The organism is Taibaiella soli (genome assembly GCF_003236175.1).
Taxonomy (GTDB): domain Bacteria; phylum Bacteroidota; class Bacteroidia; order Chitinophagales; family Chitinophagaceae; genus QKTW01.
In genome coordinates this window covers 77,861-101,733 of record NZ_QKTW01000026.1, presented here as the reverse complement: position 1 = coordinate 101,733, position 23,873 = coordinate 77,861, and the positions used below count along the sequence as shown (strand labels likewise).

Here is a 23,873-nt window from a genome sequence, read left to right as displayed (position 1 = left end):
TCAAAGTTGATGCCAGTTTGTGTGCCGGTTTTGCTAAAACTGTCAAAAGCAGGTTGTTTGGCTTTGAACGGGCAAAATTTATCGACGATCATTCATATTGTTTTTGCATGCTTATTTGTTGCAAATATGCCCCGGTTAGCGGTGTGTGGCAATAATTATGCGAAAGGTCTGTATGTCTTTCTTTATCTTGCGCCCATGAATTCATTTGCCAGCCTGGTACAACAATTCGAGACTTATTTTCTCAGTCAGAAAACTTTTCCGCAACAGCCGGAAACGCTTTATGATCCGTGTAATTATTTGTTAAAATTAGGCGGCAAACGAGTACGTCCTGTCCTCTGCCTGATGGGCAACGAACTGTTTGGTGATATTATTGAAGATGCCTGGCATGCAGCCAGTGGCATCGAGCTGTTTCACAACTTTACGCTGATTCACGATGATATTATGGACAAGGCGCCATTGCGTCGCGGACATACGACAGTACACGAAAAATATGGTCTTACCGCAGGTATCCTCTGTGGTGATGTAATGGCTATTTACGCCTACCGGCAAATGTCGCACGTAAAAAATGCCCTCGAGGATGTGCTGGAGATTTTCAATAAAACAGCGATCGAGGTTTGTGAAGGGCAGCAGTGGGACATGGATTTTGAAACGCGTGCAGATGTTTCTATCGACGAGTACATTCATATGATCACGCTGAAAACTTCTGTATTGCTGGCCGCTGCGCTGAAAATCGGTGCCGTGCTTGGTGGCGCTACTGACGGCAATACGGAGAAGATTTATGAATTCGGTAAAAACCTTGGTATCGCATTTCAGTTGCAGGATGATTATCTGGATTCATTCGGTACAGATAAAACCGGTAAGCAGAACGGCGGCGATATCAAATCAAACAAGAAAACTTATCTGTTGCTGAAAGCGCTCGAAAATGCTACGAATGAGCAGCGCAACGCGATTAATACATTACTGGAAACCGACAGCGAAAATAAAGTAACAGAGATGCTGGAATTGTTTAAAACAACCGGCGCAGATGCAGCATGCAGAGAGCTGGTAAATCTGTATTCCAATAGAGCATTTGATTGTCTGGATCAGATTGCAGTGCTCAGCAAAAGAAAGCAGCCATTGCATGATCTCGCAAGCTATTTGCTGCAGCGCGATAAATAAATTTGAAGCTATTTTCTTCGCAACTTAACATCTTTACAAATAACGATACGTAAAATGAAATATTGGTTAGTAAAATCAGAACCTTTTAAATATGCCTGGGACAAATTCGTTGCGGATGGAGAAACATTTTGGGACGGCGTGCGCAACTATCAGGCAAGAAATAATATGAAAGCGATGTCTGTTGGTGATCAGGTATTGTTTTACCACAGCAATGAAGGCATGGAAGTAGTAGGCATCGCAGAAGTAAGCGCTGCTGCTTATCAGGATCCGACTACCGATGATGAACGTTGGGTAGTGGTAAACCTAAAGCCAGTAAAAAAATTGAAGAAGCCGGTAACATTAGCGACCATGAAAGAAACCCCCGAACTGGAAAATATGTCCCTCATCCGTCAATCGCGCTTATCTGTTTGCGATCTCAGCAAAGAAGAATTTAAGCTCGTGGTGAAAATGGGAAGCTAGGGGTGAATGGTCAATGGTGAATGGTCAATACTCGCGTTATTTAGCTGCATGAAATTTAAGCAGCAAATCATTACCGGAAATAGAATACAAAAAATGGAGCGTTTAAACGCTCCATTTTCATTTTGCAATATGTTGAGTATTGACCATTCACCATTGACCATTCACCACATTAGTTCATCAACAACAAGTTCACGCTTCGTTGCAGAATATTAAAGGCAATTTCAGCCATCAGATTTTCTTTGTCGAGCGTTGGATTTACTTCTGTTACTTCGAAGCAACAAATCTTATGATTTTGCATCAGCGTTGCGATCAGATCCTCTGCTTCTTTTTCTTTCAGGCCATTGCTTACCGGTGTCCCCGTACCTCTTGAAATAGAACTGTCAAGGCTGTCTACGTCGAAAGAAACATAAATATCATCGCAGTTGCTGAGGTGCTGCATCGTTTGACGCACTACATTTTCTACACCTTTACGACGTACTTCCTGTACCGGAATAATTTTAATGTTGTGCTTTTTCAGAATGGCTTCCTCTTCCTTTTCATAGTCGCGCAGACCGATAAACACGATGTCCTGCGGATTAATCATTGGTTGCAACTTCGCAACATTCTTTAGTTTATTCCATAATTCTACTGTCTGCGTATCCGGGTTGTGAACCTGGTTGGGCTTATTGTCTTCACCCAGTGCGGCCGCCAGCGGCATGCCATGCATATTGCCCGACGGAGTAGTGTATGGTGAATGCAGATCAGCATGCGCATCGATCCAGATAACGCCCAGTCTGTTTTTAGGTTTCGCTTTGCGAATGCCTGCAATGGTACCGCCCGCTGTGCTGTGATCGCCCGCCAGTACTACCGGAAACAAACCTGATTTTAATGTATTATTCACCGCTTCTGATACACGTTCGTACATTGTCAGAATGCCTTTGATACGCTTTGCGTAAGGCGATTCGATTGGTTCGTACAAAAGTCTGTTCTCGGTTTCTACTTGTTCGGTAGGAAAATTTACAAAGAAACTACTCATAAAATCGAGGGCGGCTATGCGAATAGCATCCGCGCCCAGACTGGCGCCGCGGGTTCCCGCACCTATTTCCGATTTTACTTCTATGATTTTAATATTCCGCATAAATAATTGTTCGTTAGTATAAAAACAGCTCCGCTCTTTCTGTCTATCGCCCCAAAAATAGCTAAATAAAAACAGTTGACAATTGACAGCTGACAATTGACAATTTGTTTAAAGTTGCGTACCAGGCATGAGACACTGTCAATTGTCCACTGTCAACGGTCAATTTTATGAATATACAAATCTTGCTGTGGAAACGGAATCACCACACCGGAATCTTTAAAAGCCTTGTCAATCCTGGTGATAATATCGCTGGTTACCTCTGAGGCTTGTGCAATATGATGCACCCAGAAGATAACCTGGAAATCGATGGAGCTGTCGTTGAAATCTTTAGCAATAACGATGGGGTCTGGTGGGGCCATGATTTTTTCTTCGGCTTTTAGCACACCCGTTAATATGTTTTTTACCTGATCGAGATCTGTGCCATAAGCTACGCCGATTTGCAAGGTTACACGTTTAGCATTTTTTCCCATTGTCCAGTTGGTTAAATGCTGACTGAGCAGATCGCCATTCGGAATGACGAGGCAGGCGCCATCTGACAAGGAAATAATGCTGCTGCGGAATCCAATCGATTTCATCGTGCCGAGTTTGCCGTGCACTTCAATGATATCACCAATATTTACCGGCCGTTCAAACGCAATGACGAGTCCGCTTACCAGATTATTCACCAGTCCCTGCAGACCAAGGCCAATACCAACGCCCAATGCGCCCAGAATAATAGTGATGCGGTCTAATGGAATTCCTGCTGCCGCAAAAGCCAGAAAAAGGCCCGCACTAATGATGAAAATGCGCAGCAATAACACCAGGCTTCCGGTACCGATCTTGCCTTTCTTCTGTTCTCCTGTGCGTGTGGCAGAATGATCAACCGAGAAGAAAGAAACGATCTGTGACAGAAATAGCGAACAAAATAAAATGGTGATAAAAATAGCAATGCCATTGATGGTGAAATCGTAGTTGCCCAAGCTCCGTGGTTTCGTAAGAAAATCATGCGTAAACCAGGCAAGCGATTTAAATTCATAAAAATTTCTGCCTACTACCACGAACCAGCCAATGATGAGCAGTACGTACAAAAACGCAGGCGACTTATTACCGATACGATTGAAATTGATATAAAACAATTGCCGGTCCGGATGCCGGTAAACGGACGTAGCAATACTTAGACCTTCATTAATCAATTGTACAGTCCACAAAAACAGAATAGCAACCACAATGCCTATATAGCCGGAGATCAGGAATGTTTTAGACAGATTGTAACGGCCATATATGTTAAACACCAGTGCCAGCAGTTCTGTAACAATAAAAATGGCTATAAAATAGAGAATGCGCTTCTCGCGTAATTCCATGCTCCGGCCGCTAAAGAAGACACAGAGTGCGTATACAATTCCTGCCAGCGCCAGTATCACCATAATCCATCTTTCCACACGTGAAGCCTGCAATAGCATATTCGTGGCACAAGCTATTGTAAACAGCAACACCATCACGATCCAGAAAATCATCCAGAAACGGGTGATGTATTTGTAGAAAATGATGGTCAGACAAACGGCCGATACAGGCCAGATCAGGAAGCTGAAGATGAATGGAGGTGTGATGAATATAAACTGGAAAATGCTGACTACAATTAGTATTGCAGAAAGCAATGGATAACGGGTGATCAGCTTGGTCTTTATTTCTTCTTTAGGTGTTCCCGTTTGTTTCAAACGCAGTTTCAGCCGGCGGATAAATAAAGTACTCATCACAATCAGTACCAGTAGAAGAAAAATCTGCGGCAGGTTATCACTTGCATAAAATTGCAGCGCGAGCAATTCTTTCGCTATCGAAAAACGTATGATGTCTCCGAAAGGTCTGCTGTAAGTGGGCGTTTGCCATATGTTGGGATATTCGCGATTGAGACTGTTCGCTGCCAGTTTCTTTACTTCAGCTTCTATGTTTTCGTAAGAAGAACGGAGCTCGTACACTACCAGGTCGGTTTTTACCTGGAGGTCTTGTACGTTGCTCAATGCCACATTTAACGCGGTATCGATCGGTGCGATTTCCTTTACTACCACCACCATTTTCTTATAATAGCGGATTAAGCCGGCCGTGTCCGTCGGATAAATATAAAGTACAGAATCACTGGACAGCGAATCAATACGGTCGCGAAAGCCCATCAGCTCGCTTGCGTATCTGTCAACAGTAGCTTTCCGTTTGCCCATGATGCCGATGAGCTGATCAATAATAGCACTCGAAACGGAAAGATTCCGCTGGGTCTGTGCAGTGCCTCTATGCACAACGATTCCTTCCTTCACAATAGCGAGATAATTTTCTACCGATTGAATATCGTCTGAAATGCTTGCCGTATCGATGCTGTGCTGCAAATAAATCTTGATCTTTTCATTCGTCTTTTTCAGCTCTTCCATCACACTGCGTTGTTCCAGATGAATGCGCCCTTCGTTGTATTTCGCAATACTGCTGGCTGCTTCAGCCCGGCCCATTTCCTGTATTCTTTCTGTGAATGCTTTGCGGGCAGAGTCGTGTGCTGCATTTTTCAGCGAATCCTGATTTTGTGCACTGACATTTGCTCCTATAAAAAACGAGCTTAGCCATACTAAGATCCACATCAACCGTCCCATATATTGCTGCGTTATTTTCATTGCTTACTTTTTAACTGTTGCCGTTTCGCCTCGATCATTTCATTCATTTGCGCCAGCTGCTTTTTCAGAAACTTTGGTGCATTAAAACGATAACCAATAAAGAACTGGAAATTAAGTTTGCTGTCTCCCGTTACTACTGTTGTGTTTTGCTGTTTGTATGAATCTGAGAAAGCAAACGAATAAATTCCTCCGAAAAAGCGATTGCCGTTATAACCTAATCCTAGTTGCCCGTCCAACCGGAAAATAGCATTAGTCTGATGACTGATCACATCATCGTCTCCGGGAACCCTCGTCGTTAATTTTGTCTCTATAAAACCGCCGCCCGCCGCTATTCCGGCCGAGATGTAAAAATGTTTCGGCAGTACCAATGTATAATAGTAGCCAGCGTTCAGGATGACTTCAATATTGTTGGATTTCTGCGTGGAATAAATAGAATCTGGCGGGTTATTGATGATATAATAACGGTAGCGAAGGCTGGGAATAAAGCTTCCTGCGCTTTTTAGCTGTTGCTCCGATTGTGTGACAACAGCATTGACTGAATATTTCCGGTTAAAATTATAGGCAGTGACCCCTTCAAAACATTTATAAATGAGTCCGGGAAATTGAACATAGGGATCACCGTCCTTCCAGCCTGGTCTATAATCTGCTGTATTCTCCAGGTAAAATCCCTTTACTCTTTCGTAAGACAAAGATTGCTGCCAGTGGGCAAAATTGAAATTGAATCCAAATTCCTGACTGCTGGTTTTTCCCTTTGTGTCGTTGTCGTTATTGCCGGGAATAAACTTTGGAACGAAAATGTAAAATGCCGAAATGAACGAATAATTGAGATTGAGCATCGTAGCGCTTTCGCCATTCTGCTGCAAAACAATTTTGTTGGTATTCGTATATACGGCGAAGGAGGTGAGATCTGTGATTTGTGTGACTTTGGCGGTAAGATAATCGTCCATCGGACGAACCCAGGCGGTACCTTTAGTAATCTTTACTGAATCCTGGGCCGATGCCGCAATGAAAAATCCACAACAGAGCGTTGTAGTCAATAATCGCTTTATAGTGGACAAGGAAACGGCCATAATAAATTTTGGTCGAATGATGGATAGTCTGAAAACAGTTTGCTCTTGGTAATAAATATAAGATAAATATCTGTATATAAAAGAAGTAGTCCCAATTTCCTTCGACTTGTCTAATGGAGGAGCGTGCTCAATGCGAATGGGTAATTACTGCAAATCAAAGTTCCAAACACGGATGTTGAAGTTCCGAACTCGGATGTTGAAGTTCCGAACTCGGACGTTGAAGTTCAGAACTCAGGCATTGAAGTTCCGAACACGGACGTTGAAGTTCCGAACTCGGGCATTGAAGTTCCGAACTCGGAAATTGAAGTTCCAAACACGGACGTTGAAGTTCAGAACTCGGGCATTGAAGTTCCGAACACGGACGTTGAAGTTCCGAACTCGGACATCGAAGTTCGGAACTCGGACGTTGAAGTTCCGAACACGGACACTGAAGTTCCGAACTCCGAGTTCGGAACCCGGAAATGCAACACTCATCATGTCTAATTCAGCTGAAAATGAGTGCAATAAAAAAAAGCACCTCTTTCGAGATGCTTTTTAAAAATTTAAGCGGTTGTCTTAACTCTGGAGGCCATCCAGCTGTCATGCAGCGGCACCAGCCATTTTTCGAGCAATTCCTGTTTGGTATTGACAATATTGTTAAACACCAGCGTATCTGCATTGATGTATCCTTTATCAATCGCGTATTGGATTTGTTGGAACGGCAACATTTCCGCCTGATCTTTTACCAGGAAAGTGATGCTCATACGATCAAACAGGTTGATGCTGTACTGGCGTTCCAGGCTTTTTATGATCCGTACCGAACTGTCGGTACTGCAGCCGCTTACATGTGTATCTGTTTCATCGGCCATCATAACAATAAAACGATTAAACAAAATGCCGGCCCAACCTTTTACAGGTTCACCGTGCGATTGCCATTGGCTATAAAAATGATACAGTTGTTCTTCAATTTCTTTATGTTCTTTCTCGCTGAACGGACGGTTGCTCTGATACACCCAAACACGCGCATTCTCCGCAAAATCAGCAGGAAGGAGATTTTTCCAGTCTTGTTGCATCTGGCAAAGTTAACCTAAAACCCACAACCCCTGAAGGGAATCTTGTGAGGTACAACAACCGTTGGCGAAATTTCAAGGAAGGATAATATATATAACGGTCAACTGTGCATTGTCACCTGTCAATTGTAATGGCGTGCCCCTTCGGGTCGCTTCGCGACTCAGGAAGCGATCTGCCCGATTGTATGAGCGAAGCATTACATAACTCACCCGCGTTTGTAACTCTGATGAAGGAAGAGTCTCGCGTAATTGGCGTACCGTGCAGTGTGTTTTTCACAGCGCGAAATCAGGTTGCCACTTCGTTTTCACAGCTTTGCTGTTTGCCAACTCATCGCAATGACCCGTGCGAGTGTTTTCCATCGTGGGTTTTCCATCCCGTGTTGTATAAAAACACGGTCATCGCGAGGTACGTGGCGATCTGATTTCGCGAAGGGAAGAAGGCTTTCTCATTATTATTTGTAAGTAGTAAAAACTGGGAAGAAAAGGGGGTTTTTCACGTTGTGAAAATTGGTTGTTCATTTTATGTTTACATAGAATTGCAAAGTTTTATAAACAATGACTACAGAACTTACTGCTGCAGAATTTAAAGAAATATTAGAAGATGAAACCTTGATTAATCAAGATGATTTGAAAATGTTTCGTGCATTTTTTACTCTCGATAAACACAAAGGGTCTACGAAAACAATTGTAGAGATGACAGGTCTTCGGCAAATAAATAATCGGCCCTATCTCATTGCAAAAAGGATTGAGAAGAAACGAGGTGTTGAATTTGAATATTTGATCGGTAATGATGACGGCAAGAATATGTATTGGTCACTATTTTTTATTGGTCAAAAAGAAAGCAATGGTTTTACGTGGCAATTAAAACCTAACTTAATAACTGCATTAAAATCTCAATTATAATCTTAAATGGATAAAAAAATTGACATCAGTTCGACAACCATAGATAAGGGAATAGACGTCGCGAAAAATTTTCTTGGAAAACTGATAATGCCAGCAATAGAGGAGGCCGGCCTTCTTTTAAAAGATGCTGTGACCCTTTGGAAGTTTAAGAATCAGGTAAGAATCTTAAATAAAGCAAAAGAGTATTGTGAAAAAAACAACATCTCAACAAAGACAATCCCATTAAAATTACTTTGTCCGCTCCTTGAAAATGCAGGATTGGAAGAAGATGAAGCTTTGCAAGAAAAATGGGCAATCTTACTTTCGAATTTAGTCGATTCGGATCGAAATATAGAGAATCACGTTTTTCCATACATTCTTGGACAGATTTCAATAACAGAATTTGTTTTTTTGGAAGAGGCTTTTATTGAAAAGAGAGAGACGGTAACTGAGTTAAAGATTGAGCTTGATCAATTTAAAATTGACAGGCCGCAAATTGAACAGGGTTTAAGAAATGAAATAGAAAAAAAGAAGGAAGAGATTGCTATAGCGGAGAGGCATGAGAGGGTTGATTTGTCAAGCAGAATGGCTGTGCTAAAAAAAATTAGAGAATTGGCATCGGAGAAGTCCCGTCTTGAGTCGAATCTAACGAGGTTAGGTTGGCAGGAAAGTTCAATAGTGAATAAAATAAATAGGCTTCAAGTTGTTTCAGAGCATAAACTCAAAGGTTTTGAAATTTCAAACTTGGTCCGATTGGGTTTAATAAAAGTTACTCAAGAAACTTACGCGCATCCCCAAACTATAGAAATACCTAATCAATCGAACAAAGAATATCTAGAAGTTGAGTTAGATATTGATGTGGAGTCCGATATTGAGCATGTTCTAACAGAGTTAGGGGAATTGTTTATTGAAGCATGCACAGACAGATCAAAAATGTAGATTATGAGTAGTAAAGAATCAGAGCGACTAAATAAGGAGTTCGAAAATGGCCGACTTTGTGTCGACAGTGGACGGTATGAAGAAGCAATTGAGATTTATGATAAAATCATTGAGGCAGGCGGCGACAAAGAAAATTGCGCCTTGTTAGAGTCCTCTTTTAATAATAGAGGAGTGGCAAAATGCATGCTCGGGGAAATACGAAAGGAATAGAGAGTTATATGAAAAACGGTATGGCAGATTTTCAAAGTGCAATAGATTTACACGCGTTGGATAGTGAAATGACTTGGCTTAGCGCATATAAGAATTTGAAAATTGCTGAAGAAGAGATCAATTTTTTCGAGGGTCATAATGAGTCCGATAGTTTCGTAATGTTTCCAGTATAACAAAAGCAAAATGAGAAGGCGGCCCACGGTCGCCTTCTCATTTTTTTTATTTTCCCAACATCTTTTCCATCAACTTCACTTTTTTTCCTTCTCTTCAAGCAAACGTTCGTAAAGTCTTTTATTCTCTTTAATCATTTCCTTTAGTTTATTTAAAGGACTGAAATTGCATTCATAATGTAATGGTGTAACGAGATGTTGTAACTCGTCGAAAGGAAGGCACAGCGCCTATATATCAAAAAGGAAAAACGGTCAGATGACGTTATGTTGTCTGACCGTTTTCTTTATATTTCGTGTAGCTGTTTCCTGCGTCGCGAGAGTGATTGACCATTGACCATTCACCACTCACCATTCACCACCATTGTCTACTTAATCTTTTGCCGAAACTGCGACGGTCCAGCTGCTTCATGCGCTTTGATATAGTCCGTGAGCATTTTGCCCATTTGCTTATGGTGCTTGGTCATGTTCTGTGTGACCGATGTAAAATGACTATTGATGAGAATCCGGTTATCATCGGCTATAAAGACCAGTATTTCCCGAACGTCTTTAAATGCGTCTATGTTTTTGCTGATAATCTGAAATACTTCCGGCGCTTCGGGATGATGGAATACAACCAGGTGTTGGCTCTCTAGAAAATCGTGCAACGCTTTGATATTTTCAATCAGCACAAACGGAGTAGGGACACTGATAAATCGCAACGACTCATACGTACGGCGTGATGTAATGAAAAATGTAAGCAACAAGAGGCCGACTAGTAGAAAATCAAATGGTCCATGTTTTTTGGCCAAAGTGAGTGTTACGAGCAAGCAGACGGTAGTTAAAGACATAACTGCAAGCATGCCCGGCAATAATTGTCGTTTGCTGATCGGGTAGCGCAGGTTCTTTTTAATAAACGACAGATCCTTGATCAGATTACTGTCCCATTCTGGCTGACTGCCGCTATTTTGAGGAAGGGCTTTCATAAATTAAATTCAAAAGTCAAAATTCAAAATTTTCTGTCCCTGAGCGGAGTCGAAGGGCAAAACGATTATTTCACGCAAAGTAAACTAAGGTCGCAAAGGCTTGATACATGCCTGGCGTAGTGTCTCTGTGGCGTCGTGAGTAATTAATCACTCGCGTTTGTCACCCTGACAAAGGAAGGGTCCCGCGCAACATGGACCGGTCCTGCTGAATGAAATGATGCCTGATATTTGATCGCCAAAGCAAATCAGACATCAGACATCAATAAAACAGCGATCAGCTATTAGTCCGCAAGCGATTGTGCAACCATCTCTGCAATATCCAACACAGCTATATCATCTTCTTTTTCTTGTTTCTTCACACCATCTACCAGCATCGTGGTACAGAACGGACAGTTAGCGGCAATTACTTTAGCGCCCGTTTCCACCGCTTCCGCAGTACGGTCCCAGTTCACACGTGTATCGCCGGCTTCTTCTTCTTTAAACATTTGCGCACCACCTGCACCACAGCAAAGGCCGTTGGTACGGCAGCGTTTCATTTCTACGAGTTCTACATCCAGCGCTTCCAGCACAGCACGTGGCGCTTCATAGATATTGTTAGCACGACCGAGATAGCAGCTATCGTGATACGTAATTTTTTTGCCTTTAAACCCACCAGCTTCTTTCAGACGTACGCGGCCGTCGTTGATGAGTTGTTGCAGGAAAGTAGTGTGGTGGATTACTTCGTAATTGCCACCCAATGCAGGATATTCATTTTTCAGAATATTAAAGCAGTGCGGACAAGCAGTTACGATTTTTTGAATCCCGTACATGTTCATCGTCTGGATGTTGTTGTACGCCATCATCTGAAACAGAAACTCATTACCAGCACGTCTTGCAGGGTCCCCTGTACACATTTCTTCTTTACCCAGAATGGCAAATTTCACGCCCACTTTATCCAATATGGTAGCAAAAGCCTTGGTAATACGTTGGGCGCGCTGGTCAAAGCTACCGGCACAACCTACCCAGAAAAGCACTTCCGGCATTTCACCGTTAGCAGCGTATTCGGCCATTGATTTTATATGCATTTCTTAGAAGTTAAAAATTCAAAATTCAAAATTCAAAAAGCTGAAAGCGCAAAGCTGAACACTGTGAAACGTAAGGCTTTCATCTTGTCACCCTGAGCGTAGTCGAAGGGCAACGGTCAATGGTGAATGGTCAATCTTTTGAGCTGTCTGCTTAGTTTCCGCTCAGCATGACAAAGCGGATGACTCGCGGACGTATTAACCTTTCAACCTATTAACTGGCACCCATTTCCTCCGCCCAGCGATCTCTTTCATCCGGGCTGAATTTCCACGGCGCCATGTTGTTTTCGATATTGCTAAACATCAGGTTCCATTCCTGCGGACTGTTACTTTCTTCCATCACCAGATAACGACGCAGCTGATTGATGATTGATAATGGTTCGATGCCCACCGGACAAGCTTCAACACAGGCGTTACAAGTAGTACAGGCACGCAGTTCTTCCACCGTGATATAATCATGAACGAGTGATTTACCATCGTCCTGGAATTCTTTGTTTTTATCGATGTTGCGGCCTACTTCTTCCAGACGGTCGCGCGTATCCATCATAATCTTACGTGGTGACAACGCTTTACCTGTCAGGTTTGCCGGACAAGAAGATGTACAACGACCACATTCTGTACAAGAATAAGCATCGAGCAGGTTTTTCCAGCTCAGATCCTGAACGTCTTTCGCACCGAAACGGTGTTGGGCAGGAGCGCCTTCAGCTGGCGGCGGAGCCAGTTCGGGCTGCATCATATACAGTACTTCGTTCTGGATGTCCTTCATGTTTTTCATTTCACCCTGAGGGATCAGACGTGTATAATAAGCATTCGGGAACGCAAGAATAATATGGAAGTGCTTAGAATAAGGCAAGTAATTAAGAAATGCCAGGATGCCGACAATGTGCAGCCACCAGCAAGTGCGCTCAAGCGCAATTAATGCACCCGTTGACATACCATCAAACAGACCAGTCAGATGACTGCTGACCCAGAACGGTGAAGTTGCAAGGTAATGCTCTACGCCACGTGCCTGCAGGATTTGATCCGCAGCATTCATCGTCAGCAGCAGGCTCATCAGCACGATCTCTGTAATCAGGATATAATTCGCATCGCTTTTTGGCCAGCCATTCAGTTCTTTCATCCAAAGACGGCGAACGTGTAAAATATTACGGCGGATCAGGAAAATCGCACAAGAAACCAATACTAAAACGGCCAGAATTTCGAAGAAACCGATCAGGTAACCATAGACAGGTCCGAGGAACGGCGCAAACAAACGGTGTTTACCCAAAATACCATCCAGAATAATTTCTGCTACTTCCGCATTGATAATGATAAAACCTACATAAACCGCAATGTGCAGCAGCGCGGGAACTGGTTTTTTAAACATTTTCTTCTGACCAAGAGCCAGCAAAGTCATGTTTTTCCAACGCGCGCCAGGATTGTCGTTCAGGTCTTCATCGCGGCCAAGGAGGATATTTCGGCGGATGGAACCTACTTTTTTTGCAAAAAGGTAAATCGCCACACCGGCACATATGATGAAAAATATCTGTTGGATCAGATGCATGTAGGAAATGATTTTGAGGCCGAAAATAATTGCTTTTCCGCTAAAATCATAAGTTAGGGGTTAATAAGTTGAAAGGTTAATAGGTTAAAACGTTGATTGGGAGCTGGAAGCAACCGTCTTCAGACAAAGATGAAGCAACTGTCAATTGCAATGAAGGTTATGTTTTTGTAAACACGATCGTTTGATAATCATAGCCTTTAATTTTGGCAGCTATGATTAAATTTTTCCTCACACTTTTAGCCAGTATAACCCTTATTGGCTATTGCAAAGCGCAGGCGCCCTATTCAGACACGCTGGATGTTGTAAACTGGAACCTCCGGTATTTTGCAGATCCTACACATAATAATCCTGCAAAGCAGGTAAGCAAGGTGCGTACAATCATGAACAATCTAAATGCCGATGTCTATGCTATCTGTGAAGTGGTGGATGTGGATTCATTTGCGCAGCTGGCACATACCATTAACGGCAACTATGATTATACGGTTTCAACATTTGGCAGCTTCGCGAATAATACTTCTGATCCGGATTATGCGAGTGCCCAGAAGCTTGGATTCATTTACCGAAAGTCAATGGTGCGGAATATCTCCACCCGCAGAATGATGGGAAACAGTAATAACGCCTATTATAATTTTTCCAGCGGACGACTGCCATTTCAGGTGAATGCAGAAGTACTCGGTAAAGACAGCGCCTGGCATAATGTAACTTTTATGGTAATGCATGCCAAAGCCGAAGCAGACAATGACGCATGTACTCGTCGCGTAGCAGCCTGCCATGAGCTAAAAGATACGCTCGATCATTATTTCGTAAACAAGCCTTTTTTACTGCTCGGCGATTATAACGATGATCTTGACCAAACTATCTGCAGCAATTATTCAGTGAGCAATTACAGTTACTTGTTGGCGGATAGTGCACATTACCATGCACTCACTTTAGCCATTTCAAAAGCTGGCGCCATTTCCATTGACGGATACACAACATTGATCGACCATGTGTTTGCCAGCAATTCAATGTTTCACTATTATGTACCCAATAGTGCGCACTCATTACGTACAGAAGTAAAGAGCTGGGTAAACAATTATAATTATGATGTGTCTGATCACTTTCCGGTGCGTACGCAGTATGTGTTGTATGATACCGTAACGAGCAATCCGCCACCAGATACGACCACCGGCGTTAATGAAATAAATGCAGCGCGCCAGATTTCGATCTATCCCAATCCTGCAAATGCATTTCTAACCATTGATAATAAAAATGCTGTTTACAACGAAATGGCTATTTATTCTGTTGAAGGAAAAAAGATTTTGAGCAGCCAACTAGAAGCAGGCGTTAATACCATTGCTACCGGCGCATTATCCGCAGGAATTTATCTGTTGCGCGTAAGTGGCAGTAAATGGCAGCCTCAGAATTTCCGTTTGATCGTGACACATTAAACATCGAAGGCTGATAGAACAATGTTTTTTTATTGTAAATCAAATAGCTTTTTTAATGCCGTGGAGGATGATCTCCACGGTATTTGTTTTTGTTGCGAAGCAAATAATTTCTGAATACCCCTATTATTACATATATTTAATCACGGTATAGGTTAAATTGATTTCGAAAATGCATGTATGTACATATATTTGCATTGTGAAACTCGAAGAAGCACTAAAGACAAACCGTTTTCTCAGCGAACGCCATAAAGCCAGTCTCAATATTATGTACACGGCTTACTGGATGAAATCGCATATCAGCCAGGCATTAAAGGAGTCGGGACTTACTGCAGAACAATTTAACGTGCTGCGCATCCTGAAAGGCTCTGACCCTAAAGCAATGTGTGTGAAAGATATTGGTTCGCGTATGATTGAGAAAAGTTCCAACGTACCACGTATCATAGACCGTTTGGTCATTAAAAAACTGGTAAAGCGTTATAATTCGGAAGAAGATAAACGCGAAACCATGGTGCAGCTTACTGAAAAAGGAATTCAGTTGCTGGAAAAGACCAACAGGCAAGTAGCGGAAATGACCGAACAGGTAATTGGAACAACCGAAGAAGATGCAGCTGCGCTCAATGAACTACTTGAGAAAATGCGCAGTAGTGATCTTTAAATAACATTGTAATTATTTTAAAAACACCATAAAAAAGGAAAATAAAATGTCAACAACTAAATGGGCATTAGATGCCAGTCACTCTGAAATTTCTTTTAAAGTAAAACATCTGATGATTTCTTCTGTTACGGGTCATTTCAAAAAATTTGACGCGAACGTGGAAACAGATGGTGAAGACCTGACCACAGCTGCAATCAGCTTCTCTGCTGATGTTGCATCTGTAGATACTAAAAACGAACAACGTGATGAACACCTGAAAGGTGATGAATTCTTCGACGCTGCCAATCACCCGCAATTGACTTTTAAAGGTACTAAACTGGAAAAAGTAAATGATGAAGATTATGTGTTGAACGGTGACCTGACAATGCGTGGTGTTACAAAGCCTGTAAAATTGAACGTTGAATTCGGTGGTTTTGCAAAAGATCCTTGGGGCAACGAACGTGCCGGTTTCGAGATCAACGGTAAAATCAACCGTAAAGATTTCGGTCTGACATGGCATGCTGTAACAGAAGCTGGTGGCCTCGTTGTAAGTGACGAAGTAAAAATCCATGCTGCTGTAGAATTTGTGAAAGCAAGTGCGAACTAATTAATAGTAAATACTTTTAGACAAAGCGGTCTCCATACTACATGGGGACCGCTTTGCTTTTGGTTCAGATACAAGTGCCAATGACACATTTAAAATTGAGTTCCATTAATTCCATGGGCACTCCCAATTGACCACTCACAACTCATAAAATCAGCTATCAGCCACCAGCGATTTTTGTCAGCTTGGCGGTCCGGAACAAATTGTCCTGAAAAATATACAGAACTGACTTTGTTTGTGCGCCGTAGTGGCATTTTGCCGTAATTTTAGGTGACATTTCTGCTTTGAAATTCATTTGGAACGCTTTTTATGCGTATTAGTTAAAAGGAAAAACCGACACGACTATGAATTTGAATAATTTCACGATCAAAGCGCAGGAAATACTGCAACAGGCACAACAGATTGCCTTTAATAATCAAAACCCTAACATAGAATCCGCACACCTGCTCCAGGCTTTACTGGATGACCAGGATGCCCCGATTTCCTATTTACTGAAGAAAAATAATGTGAACCTGAATTTTGTGGAAACTAAACTTCAGGAAGCGATTAATAAATTGCCGAAAATGCAGAACGGCGAACCAGCTCAAAACATTGGCCGCGATGCGAATAATGCAATGCTGCGTGCCGGCGCCTCGCTGAAAGAATTTGGCGATGAGTTTGTAACCGTCGAGCATTTGCTCATTGGTATTCTGCAAACCAATGATGATACCTCCAAATTGCTGAAAGATGCAGGGCTTACCGAAAAAGGCCTGATTACTGCGATTAAAGAATTGCGCAAGGGTAGTACCGTAAGTTCGCAGACTTCCGAAAATCAATATAATTCACTGCAACGTTATGCGAAAAATCTCAACGAACTCGCCCGTAATGGTAAGCTCGATCCTGTGATTGGCCGTGATGAAGAAATTCGTCGGACGTTGCATATACTTTCCCGCCGTTCAAAAAACAATCCGATTCTCGTTGGGGAACCGGGTGTTGGTAAAACAGCCATCGTAGAAGGTCTGGCGCATCGTATCATTAACGGTGACGTGCCCGATAATCTGAAAAGCAAAATCATCTTTGCACTTGATATGGGTTCCCTGATGGCCGGTGCAAAATATCGAGGTGAGTTTGAAGAACGTTTGAAAGCAGTTGTAAAAGAAGTAAGCGAAAGCAATGGCGAAATCATTTTGTTTATCGATGAGATTCATACACTGATCGGCGCCGGCGCCATGGAAGGTGCGATGGATGCAGCTAATATTCTGAAGCCGGCACTGGCACGCGGGGAACTTCGTGCAATTGGCGCAACGACGCTCAACGAATATCAGAAGTACTTCGAAAAAGATAAAGCATTGGAACGTCGTTTCCAGAAAGTGTTTGTCGATGAACCGACACCGGAAGATGCCATTTCCATTCTCCGCGGTCTGAAAGACCGTTATGAAAACCACCATCAGGTGCGTATCAAAGATGAGGCGATTATTGCTGCGGTTGAATTATCACATCGCTATATCACCGATCGTTTTTTGCCGGACAAGGCTATTGACCTGATTGATGAAAGTGCCGCCAAACTGAAGCTGGAAATGAATTCCATGCCAGAAGAACTGGATGAACTGGAACGTCGCATCCGTCAGCTGGAAATTGAACGCGAAGCGATCAAACGGGAAAATGACGAAGAAAAACTGAGAGAATTAGGCCAGGATATTTCCATGCTCACGGTAGAGCGTGATACGCTGAAAGCAAAATGGCTGGAAGAAAAGGAAATTGTAGACCAGATTAATAAATCGAAGAACAGCATTGAGCAATTGAAGCTGGAAGCAGAAAGGGCGGAACGTGAAGGTGATTATGGCCGGGTAGCTGAAATTCGCTATGGTAAAATAAAAGAAGAAGAAACGAAGATCGCGGAATTTGGCAGACAGTTGAATGAAATGGACAATCAGCATAAACGTTTGCTAAAGGAAGAAGTGGATGCGGAAGATATTGCAGAAAATGTGGCGAAAGCAACCGGCATTCCGGTACAAAGAATGCTGCAGAGCGAACGTGAAAAACTGCTGCAGCTGGAAGAAGAATTACACAAGCGTGTGGTTGGTCAGGATGAAGCTATAGAAGCAGTTTCAGATGCGATTCGCCGTGGCCGTGCCGGCTTGCAGGATCCAAGACGTCCGATCGGTTCTTTTATTTTCCTGGGTACAACTGGCGTAGGTAAAACGGAACTGGCAAAAGCGCTTGCAGAGGTCTTATTTGACGATGACAGCATGATGACGCGTATTGATATGAGTGAATACCAGGAAAAACACAGCGTGAGCCGTCTCGTTGGTGCGCCTCCGGGATACATTGGTTATGATGAGGGTGGTCAGCTGACAGAAGCCGTTCGCCGGAAACCATATTCTGTGGTGCTGCTGGATGAAATTGAAAAAGCACATCCGGATACGTTCAATGTATTGCTGCAAGTATTGGATGATGGTCGCCTGACGGATAATAAAGGTCGTGTGGTGAATTTCAAAAACACCATCATCATTATGACCAGCAATATGGGTAGCCATATTATTCAGGAAAATTTTGCAGACTTAAAAGATAAGGATATTGACGAAGTAGTCGATGCTACGAAAGAACAGGTGATGGATTTGCTGAAACAATCCATGCGTCCGGAATTCCTGAACAGGGTAGATGATGTGATTATGTTCCATCCGCTGCTGAAAAAAGAAATCAAAGGAATTATCCGTATTCAGTTAGAGCATCTTCAGAAGCAATTGGCAGAGCAGGGGATCGATCTCCAATTTACTGACTATGCGCTGGACTATCTCGTACAACGTGGTTTTGACCCGCAATATGGCGCTCGTCCACTGAAACGTGTGATACAAAAAGATATCATTAACCAACTGAGTAAAAAAATCATTGCCGGCGATATCGATAAAACAAAACCGGTACTGATCGATGTGTTCGATGGGGTTGTGGCGATCAGAAATGAAGCATCTTCTGGTGTACAGGCAGATTCTTAGAGAGTGATAAGTTTTAGGTTATAAGTTGCTCGTCTTTGCAGAAATGTGGAGACGAGCTTTTTTATTGTTACGTCTACATCAATTCGAAATGCAATTTATGGGAATGTCCAGGTTGATGTTATCACGTACTTTTGGTTAATCTTTGCTATACAAAAACAGCATTGTCGTCCTTTTGTGTTTTGAGATTGGTCGATTGTTGTATAGCTAAACATGAATCCCCCATCACTGCCGTCTTCATTTTTTGCGATCTCTAAAATATCAGTTAGCTCCTGAATACCATTTGCTGTTTTTACAAGCTTTGGATCGAAAAATATTGCATAGAATTTTTGATCAAATTCAGTTTTTGTTACCGGAGGATAAAAATGGGATGCGGGGTTAACCGGTCCGCAATATTCACAATTAAATGGGAAGTAAATCAGTGCTGCGAGTTTTGATTTGTTCTGGGAATTGATCGCTTCTTTGAAATCGGTCCAGAATGCTGCAATTAATTTTTTCTCTGTTTTGGAAATTTTGAATTTGCTATCACGAAAATGTTGTGCAGCGGAAATCTGTGCGATGGATAGAAACACCAAAATTATTCTGAAACGGCGCATGGATAATAAGGTTTTAATTGTTGGTTTTTGTTCGGACTACAATAGTATCTAATTTTTAGATAAACTATATTCGGTTGGATGATGAAGTCGTTTTCTTTTCGCAATGACTTGCGTGAGTTTTGCCTATTTGTGTTTCATATCGCATGTGTATAAAAATGCGTTAATTGCGAGGTGCTTTTTTCGTCGACGTCGCCACCTGATTTCGCGTTAATACGCACGTTGAATCACAAATTTGCATTGACACATTTATAGTCCGAGTCATTGCCCAATTATCGTATCGCCGGCTTATCTTACCGCCTTATTCCTAACCACACCAAAATTTTCCAAATCCATGTCGTTTACTATTACCGACACCAAAGAACTACCTACCGATCACCAAAGATTAGTTCTGTCCAACAAAATTTCATTCCCGCATCCGCCACCCGGACCCGAAGAAGCCTGGAGCCAGAAAGCAAGAACAGTGGCTGTTGCGTTGGCCTCAAAAGCACCTTATGTAGGCAGCGTTTTAAGCTATGTAATCCGTAGTTTCTGGCAGGAAGCCAAAGCCGATATCTGGAGCCAGGTGAGTGCGAACGTTGAAAGAATGATCCAACTGCACTTGCTGGAATTTGAAATCACACGCGACGGCGCAGAAATGGTGGCCATCAAAAGTGATATGCTTTCTTATGTGCTGGCGAAAAACAATAGTGAGCGTGCGATGAAGCTGACTTTCCTGATCAGTAAATGCACGGAGCTTTATTTTAAACTAAGCCGTTCGCAAAACAAAGCGCGCCTGATTCCGTTTACCATTGCATTTTCATTGGTACATCTGGCTGTGCTGAGAGAACGCATCGTTTCCGGACAAGAACTGTATGGTGAATTTGACGAACAATGGACTTTTGAATTGCAGCGGCAAATCGAAAACTATCGCCAGTTTTTCAGTGAGGAAATGCCTAATCTGATCAAATGGCGGCAGAGTGAGATCGCTTACTCTTGCACTGTTTCTGGTGCCGTGTTCAGAGACACTACAGTTAAATTGAACGACAAGTTTGGAAGTAAAGATTTTGAGGAAGTTTTTACTAGCACGGACGTAAAAGACTATAAAAAGGAACAGCTGATGAAAATGAGAGATCATTGGCTGTCTCCGTGGATGGCTGAACTGACCAAATCGTACACCTCATTTTTCTACATGAATCGTCTGGTGCCAGGCCAGGAAAATGCGGCGCCGATTGCAGATGCTAACTTTCAGAAAATCGTTTATGGTCCTTTCTGTCCGGGTAATGAAAAGCGGATTCCGGTTGTAGCACCGAAAAACAAAGAGCAAAAAAGCGGAACCATTAAGGAAATCGTTTTCAATTTTGGTAACAATATGGACAGCTTCCTGGTCAATTTTACCGATCACGATGGCATTCGTCCATCGAATATGGGCGGTAATAACGTCAAGACGGTAAAAGCGGATCTTAGTAAGCGAATTAAAGCGCTCCGTTTCTATTACGTGCCTTCTACTTATAGCGCTCCATTCCGGTCTATCAATTTTGTATACGAAGACAACACAGAAAGTGAAACGGCAATAACGAACAAAGGTGCCATGCAATACATGGAGATCCCGATAATCGATGATTATGTGTTGTCGAATATATGGGCTGTTCGCGATCCTGCTTCTTCCACTGCAGACTTTTACTATTGGTTTTGGGTGGAAATGAGTTTTCAGCCGAAAGTTTAAGCTAAAAATCAAAATTCAAAAACGTTTTCACGGTATCGTGGAAACGTTTTTTTGATTTTGAGAACGTTTGGTGTTTTCCGCTCAGTAAGACAATCAGTTGTGCGGGCAAGAAATCCGCCATCAGCGATTCAGGTGATTTTTCTTAAATTGTAAGAACAAATCTGAATCCCATGACACCAGCCGATTCACGCAAAAGTTATTTCGGCAGTGAGGCCGACAAGTACGAAATTCTTTTCAATTCCATAGACGAAGGATTTGCCATAATAGAAATCATTTTTAATGAGGTTGGCAATGGTGAAGACTACCGGTTTTTAGAAACAAATCGCGCATTTGAGCAGGACAGTGGCGTTCCAAATGCCAAAGGAAAAACATTGCTCGAAATATTTCCCGGCATGGAGGCTTCCTGGGCGGGTGCTTTTGGTGAAGTTGTAAAGACCGGCAAGCCCAAGCGTTTCGAGGATTATTCGCCGGAAGTAGACCGTTGGGTAAGCGTATTCGCTGCAAGATTAGGAAGTCCCGAAAACAAACAGGTTGCTGTTATTTTCAGTGATATTACAAGACGTAAAAGACGGGAACTCAACAATACTTTTCTTTCCGAAATTCAGGATGATCTCGCCAGTCTTAATACCACCGAAGAAATCATGCATACTGTCGGGCAGAAGTTGGGCGAGTACATGAATATCGCTACCGCTTATTTTGTGGAGATAGACGAAAGTGTGGATCAGGGCCGCTTTTATTATATCATGAATAATGCCGGCAGTCCGTTTGTGCCGCCTGTTATCCGTTTGTCCGATTTTATCAATGAGGACACAGCCAATGCTTTTCGCAATGGAGAAACAGTAATTATCAGCGACACACAAAACGATGACCGGGTCAGCGCCGTGGCAATGGCCGCATTGGATATCTATTCTGCCGTCGTGGTTCCTTTTCACCGAAACGAAGAATGGCGTTTTGTGTTAGCGGTTTCCGATAATAAAATGAGGGTATGGCGAAGTGACGAGGTTGATGTGTTCAGGGAACTGGCCAATCGTTTTTTTCCAAGGCTGGAACGGGCACAAGCTGAAGAAGCGTTGGTCGCAAGCAAAATTCAGCTGGCAAAGGAACTCGCGGATACAAAATTGTTGCAGGAAGTCAGCGCCCGGTTGATAGAGGAAGATGATGCGCAATTGCTTTATGAACAGGTCGTCTTTGCTGCAAAAGCCATGATGCATTCTGATATGGCCAGTTTTCAAATGATGAATCAAGACAGGAATGCATTGTTTTTGCTCGGTTCCAGCGGTTTTCATCCGGAAGCGGAAGCGCATTGGCAATGGGTAGAAATAGATGATGGTACCAGTTGTGCTAAAGCAACCGCGTTGCGGGAACGTGTCATTATTGAGGATGTAATGACAAATGCTTTTATCGCCGATCAGGAGCGGGTCTACTTTAGTCTTTGCGGTATCAGAGGGGTGCAGTCGACGCCACTTATCTCCCGCAGCGGCCAGTTTATTGGTATGATCTCTACACATTGGCGAAAAGAACACCTGGCCAGCGAAAAAGAATTTATGATGTTTGACGTACTTGCACGTCTTGCCACTGATTTATTGGAACGTAAACAAGCGGGGGAAGCGCTGCGCAAAAGTGAAGAACGACTGAAGCTGGCTGTAAAAGCTGCGAATATCGGCACGTTTATATGGTATGTGGCAGAAGACCGTACAGAGCCAGATCCGCAGTTTCTGCGGCATTTTGGACTGCCGGAAAATGGTATTATTAATCTGCAGATAGCATTGCGGTCTATGATTCATCCTGAAGATGTACCAGGGTATGCCATTGCCGTGGCCGCTGCCTGCGATGTAAATGGTCCCGGTGTCCTTCACGAGGATTTTCGTATCTCACTTCCCGACGGCAGCATACGCTGGATTTCCATTAACGGTCAGGTTTATTTTTCTGAAAATCCGAGAACAGCGTTGCACATGGTAGGTACTGCCATTGATATTTCTGACCAGAAAGCGCTGGAGCAACAGAAAGATGATTTTATCGCTGTGGCAAGTCATGAGCTAAAAACACTGTTGACAAGTATTAAGGCATTCGCTGAACTTTTACTGGAGCGATTTGAGCATCAGCAGGAGGACAGCAATATTAAAATGATGCATAAGCTGAATATGCAGGTGGACCGCCTGGCACAGCTGATCCGCGATTTGCTGGATACCACGCGTATTTCAGAAGGAAGATTGCAATTGCGTGCGGAGCAGTTTCATCTCGGTTCCCTCATTCTGGAACGGGCAGAAGAAATGCAACACACCACAGCGAAACATCAGATCATTTTTAATGACGTCATTCTGCCGGAGATTTACGGCGATCGTGAACGGATCGGGCAGGTGATTACAAATCTGCTTTCAAATGCGGTGAAATATTCTCCCGATGGCGGAAAGGTAGAGATCAGAATGGAGCCGGAAAACGGCTATATCAAAGTATTGGTGCGCGATGAAGGTGTTGGTATTACGCCGGAATTACAACATAAGGTGTTTGACCGGTTCTTCAGAATCAATGATGCGCAGATGCGTACGTTTCCGGGTATGGGACTCGGCCTCTACATTAGTTCGGGAATTATTCAGCGACACCGGGGAAGTATCGGCGTTATGAGTAAACCTGGCGAAGGTGCGACGTTCTATTTTACAATACCGGCCGTCCCTGTGAGCTGATTTGCGGGCC

The 23,873-nt window shown here is 42.9% G+C and carries 19 protein-coding genes; 11 read left to right on the top strand and 8 right to left on the bottom strand.

The window, feature by feature from the left end; genetic code table 11:
* Positions 1-126: 126 nt before the first annotated feature.
* Together DN068_RS19740 and DN068_RS19735 are read left to right on the top strand one after the other, a co-directional pair.
* Positions 127-1,158, top strand: coding sequence for a polyprenyl synthetase family protein (locus tag DN068_RS19740; protein WP_243630336.1), 1,032 nt, complete (start codon positions 127-129; stop codon positions 1,156-1,158).
* 54 nt (positions 1,159-1,212) lie between these two features.
* Positions 1,213-1,617: an EVE domain-containing protein gene (locus tag DN068_RS19735; protein WP_111000673.1), complete on the top strand. Its 405-nt coding sequence runs from the start codon at positions 1,213-1,215 to the stop codon at positions 1,615-1,617.
* A 169-nt stretch (positions 1,618-1,786) separates the two neighbouring features.
* Here the strand turns inward: DN068_RS19735 and rocF are convergent, their stop codons facing one another.
* The 4 genes from rocF to DN068_RS19715 form a co-directional block, all read right to left on the bottom strand.
* Entirely contained in the window at positions 1,787-2,734 is a 948-nt protein-coding gene (gene rocF, locus DN068_RS19730; protein ID WP_111000672.1) for an arginase, read from the bottom strand.
* A 152-nt stretch (positions 2,735-2,886) separates the two neighbouring features.
* Positions 2,887-5,361, bottom strand: coding sequence for a mechanosensitive ion channel family protein (locus DN068_RS19725; protein ID WP_111000671.1), 2,475 nt, complete (start codon positions 5,359-5,361; stop codon positions 2,887-2,889).
* Positions 5,358-6,431 carry a DUF4421 domain-containing protein gene (locus DN068_RS19720; RefSeq protein WP_111000670.1) on the bottom strand — a complete coding sequence of 358 codons (1,074 nt, stop codon included), beginning with the start codon at positions 6,429-6,431 and terminating at the stop codon, positions 5,358-5,360. Before DN068_RS19720 ends, DN068_RS19725 begins: the two co-directional genes overlap by 4 nt.
* Positions 6,432-6,973: 542 nt before the next feature.
* Complete coding sequence (locus tag DN068_RS19715) at positions 6,974-7,483, bottom strand: hypothetical protein (protein ID WP_111000669.1); 510 nt, start codon at positions 7,481-7,483, stop codon at positions 6,974-6,976.
* 552 nt (positions 7,484-8,035) lie between these two features.
* Between DN068_RS19715 and DN068_RS19710 the strand changes: the two genes are divergently transcribed.
* The 3 genes from DN068_RS19710 to DN068_RS21990 are packed head-to-tail and all read left to right on the top strand — an operon-like array spanning position 8,036 to position 9,511.
* Positions 8,036-8,383, top strand: a complete 348-nt coding sequence (locus tag DN068_RS19710) for a hypothetical protein (protein WP_111000668.1) — start codon at positions 8,036-8,038, stop codon at positions 8,381-8,383.
* 6 nt (positions 8,384-8,389) lie between these two features.
* On the top strand, positions 8,390-9,301 hold the full coding sequence (locus DN068_RS19705) for an Abi-alpha family protein (protein ID WP_111000667.1): 912 nt from the start codon (positions 8,390-8,392) through the stop codon (positions 9,299-9,301).
* A 3-nt stretch (positions 9,302-9,304) separates the two neighbouring features.
* Entirely contained in the window at positions 9,305-9,511 is a 207-nt protein-coding gene (locus DN068_RS21990; RefSeq protein ID WP_123985421.1) for a hypothetical protein, read from the top strand.
* A 535-nt stretch (positions 9,512-10,046) separates the two neighbouring features.
* On the opposite strand, the gene DN068_RS19690 is transcribed toward DN068_RS21990, so the two are convergent.
* The 3 genes from DN068_RS19690 to DN068_RS19680 all read right to left on the bottom strand — a co-directional run bounded on the left by DN068_RS19690 (position 10,047) and on the right by DN068_RS19680 (position 13,247).
* Entirely contained in the window at positions 10,047-10,643 is a 597-nt protein-coding gene (locus DN068_RS19690) for a hypothetical protein (protein ID WP_111000665.1), read from the bottom strand.
* 281 nt (positions 10,644-10,924) lie between these two features.
* Complete coding sequence (locus DN068_RS19685) at positions 10,925-11,707, bottom strand: (Fe-S)-binding protein (RefSeq protein ID WP_111000664.1); 783 nt, start codon at positions 11,705-11,707, stop codon at positions 10,925-10,927.
* 211 nt (positions 11,708-11,918) lie between these two features.
* Positions 11,919-13,247, bottom strand: a complete 1,329-nt coding sequence (locus tag DN068_RS19680; RefSeq protein WP_111000663.1) for a (Fe-S)-binding protein — start codon at positions 13,245-13,247, stop codon at positions 11,919-11,921.
* A gap of 212 nt (positions 13,248-13,459) precedes the next feature.
* Here DN068_RS19680 and DN068_RS19675 point away from each other — a divergent pair, with 212 nt between their 5' ends.
* The 4 genes from DN068_RS19675 to clpB all read left to right on the top strand — a co-directional run bounded on the left by DN068_RS19675 (position 13,460) and on the right by clpB (position 18,887).
* On the top strand, positions 13,460-14,677 hold the full coding sequence (locus DN068_RS19675; protein WP_123985420.1) for a T9SS type A sorting domain-containing protein: 1,218 nt from the start codon (positions 13,460-13,462) through the stop codon (positions 14,675-14,677).
* Between the two features lie 196 nt (positions 14,678-14,873).
* Positions 14,874-15,332 (top strand): MarR family winged helix-turn-helix transcriptional regulator, encoded by a 459-nt coding sequence (locus DN068_RS19670; protein ID WP_207799053.1) that lies wholly within the window; start codon positions 14,874-14,876, stop codon positions 15,330-15,332.
* 46 nt (positions 15,333-15,378) lie between these two features.
* Positions 15,379-15,918 carry a YceI family protein gene (locus DN068_RS19665; protein WP_111000660.1) on the top strand — a complete coding sequence of 180 codons (540 nt, stop codon included), beginning with the start codon at positions 15,379-15,381 and terminating at the stop codon, positions 15,916-15,918.
* A 341-nt stretch (positions 15,919-16,259) separates the two neighbouring features.
* Positions 16,260-18,887 carry an ATP-dependent chaperone ClpB gene (clpB, locus tag DN068_RS19660; protein ID WP_111000659.1) on the top strand — a complete coding sequence of 876 codons (2,628 nt, stop codon included), beginning with the start codon at positions 16,260-16,262 and terminating at the stop codon, positions 18,885-18,887.
* Between the two features lie 95 nt (positions 18,888-18,982).
* On the opposite strand, the gene DN068_RS19655 is transcribed toward clpB, so the two are convergent.
* Positions 18,983-19,480: a hypothetical protein gene (locus tag DN068_RS19655; protein WP_111000658.1), complete on the bottom strand. Its 498-nt coding sequence runs from the start codon at positions 19,478-19,480 to the stop codon at positions 18,983-18,985.
* 331 nt (positions 19,481-19,811) lie between these two features.
* On the opposite strand from DN068_RS19655, the gene DN068_RS19650 reads away from it, so the two are divergent.
* Both DN068_RS19650 and DN068_RS19645 read left to right on the top strand, forming a co-directional pair.
* Positions 19,812-21,182 carry a hypothetical protein gene (locus tag DN068_RS19650; protein WP_111000657.1) on the top strand — a complete coding sequence of 457 codons (1,371 nt, stop codon included), beginning with the start codon at positions 19,812-19,814 and terminating at the stop codon, positions 21,180-21,182.
* A 170-nt stretch (positions 21,183-21,352) separates the two neighbouring features.
* Positions 21,353-23,863 carry an ATP-binding protein gene (locus DN068_RS19645; RefSeq protein ID WP_111000656.1) on the top strand — a complete coding sequence of 837 codons (2,511 nt, stop codon included), beginning with the start codon at positions 21,353-21,355 and terminating at the stop codon, positions 23,861-23,863.
* Positions 23,864-23,873: the final 10 nt, after the last annotated feature.

What these genes read in the sequence shown, in the direction of transcription:
- DN068_RS19680 (WP_111000663.1), bottom strand. Translation starts at nt 13,247, where the DNA reads ATGCATCTGATCCAACAGATATTTTTCATCATATGTGCCGGTGTGGCG.
- DN068_RS19705 (WP_111000667.1), top strand. Translation starts at nt 8,390, where the DNA reads ATGGATAAAAAAATTGACATCAGTTCGACAACCATAGATAAGGGAATA.
- DN068_RS19710 (WP_111000668.1), top strand. Translation starts at nt 8,036, where the DNA reads ATGACTACAGAACTTACTGCTGCAGAATTTAAAGAAATATTAGAAGAT.
- DN068_RS19685 (WP_111000664.1), bottom strand. Translation starts at nt 11,707, where the DNA reads ATGCATATAAAATCAATGGCCGAATACGCTGCTAACGGTGAAATGCCG.
- DN068_RS21990 (WP_123985421.1), top strand. Translation starts at nt 9,305, where the DNA reads ATGAGTAGTAAAGAATCAGAGCGACTAAATAAGGAGTTCGAAAATGGC.
- rocF (WP_111000672.1), bottom strand. Translation starts at nt 2,734, where the DNA reads ATGCGGAATATTAAAATCATAGAAGTAAAATCGGAAATAGGTGCGGGA.
- DN068_RS19740 (WP_243630336.1), top strand. Translation starts at nt 127, where the DNA reads ATGCCCCGGTTAGCGGTGTGTGGCAATAATTATGCGAAAGGTCTGTAT.
- DN068_RS19720 (WP_111000670.1), bottom strand. Translation starts at nt 6,431, where the DNA reads ATGGCCGTTTCCTTGTCCACTATAAAGCGATTATTGACTACAACGCTC.
- clpB (WP_111000659.1), top strand. Translation starts at nt 16,260, where the DNA reads ATGAATTTGAATAATTTCACGATCAAAGCGCAGGAAATACTGCAACAG.
- DN068_RS19665 (WP_111000660.1), top strand. Translation starts at nt 15,379, where the DNA reads ATGTCAACAACTAAATGGGCATTAGATGCCAGTCACTCTGAAATTTCT.
- DN068_RS19645 (WP_111000656.1), top strand. Translation starts at nt 21,353, where the DNA reads ATGACACCAGCCGATTCACGCAAAAGTTATTTCGGCAGTGAGGCCGAC.
- DN068_RS19725 (WP_111000671.1), bottom strand. Translation starts at nt 5,361, where the DNA reads ATGAAAATAACGCAGCAATATATGGGACGGTTGATGTGGATCTTAGTA.
- DN068_RS19650 (WP_111000657.1), top strand. Translation starts at nt 19,812, where the DNA reads ATGTCGTTTACTATTACCGACACCAAAGAACTACCTACCGATCACCAA.
- DN068_RS19655 (WP_111000658.1), bottom strand. Translation starts at nt 19,480, where the DNA reads ATGCGCCGTTTCAGAATAATTTTGGTGTTTCTATCCATCGCACAGATT.
- DN068_RS19675 (WP_123985420.1), top strand. Translation starts at nt 13,460, where the DNA reads ATGATTAAATTTTTCCTCACACTTTTAGCCAGTATAACCCTTATTGGC.
- DN068_RS19715 (WP_111000669.1), bottom strand. Translation starts at nt 7,483, where the DNA reads ATGCAACAAGACTGGAAAAATCTCCTTCCTGCTGATTTTGCGGAGAAT.
- DN068_RS19735 (WP_111000673.1), top strand. Translation starts at nt 1,213, where the DNA reads ATGAAATATTGGTTAGTAAAATCAGAACCTTTTAAATATGCCTGGGAC.
- DN068_RS19690 (WP_111000665.1), bottom strand. Translation starts at nt 10,643, where the DNA reads ATGAAAGCCCTTCCTCAAAATAGCGGCAGTCAGCCAGAATGGGACAGT.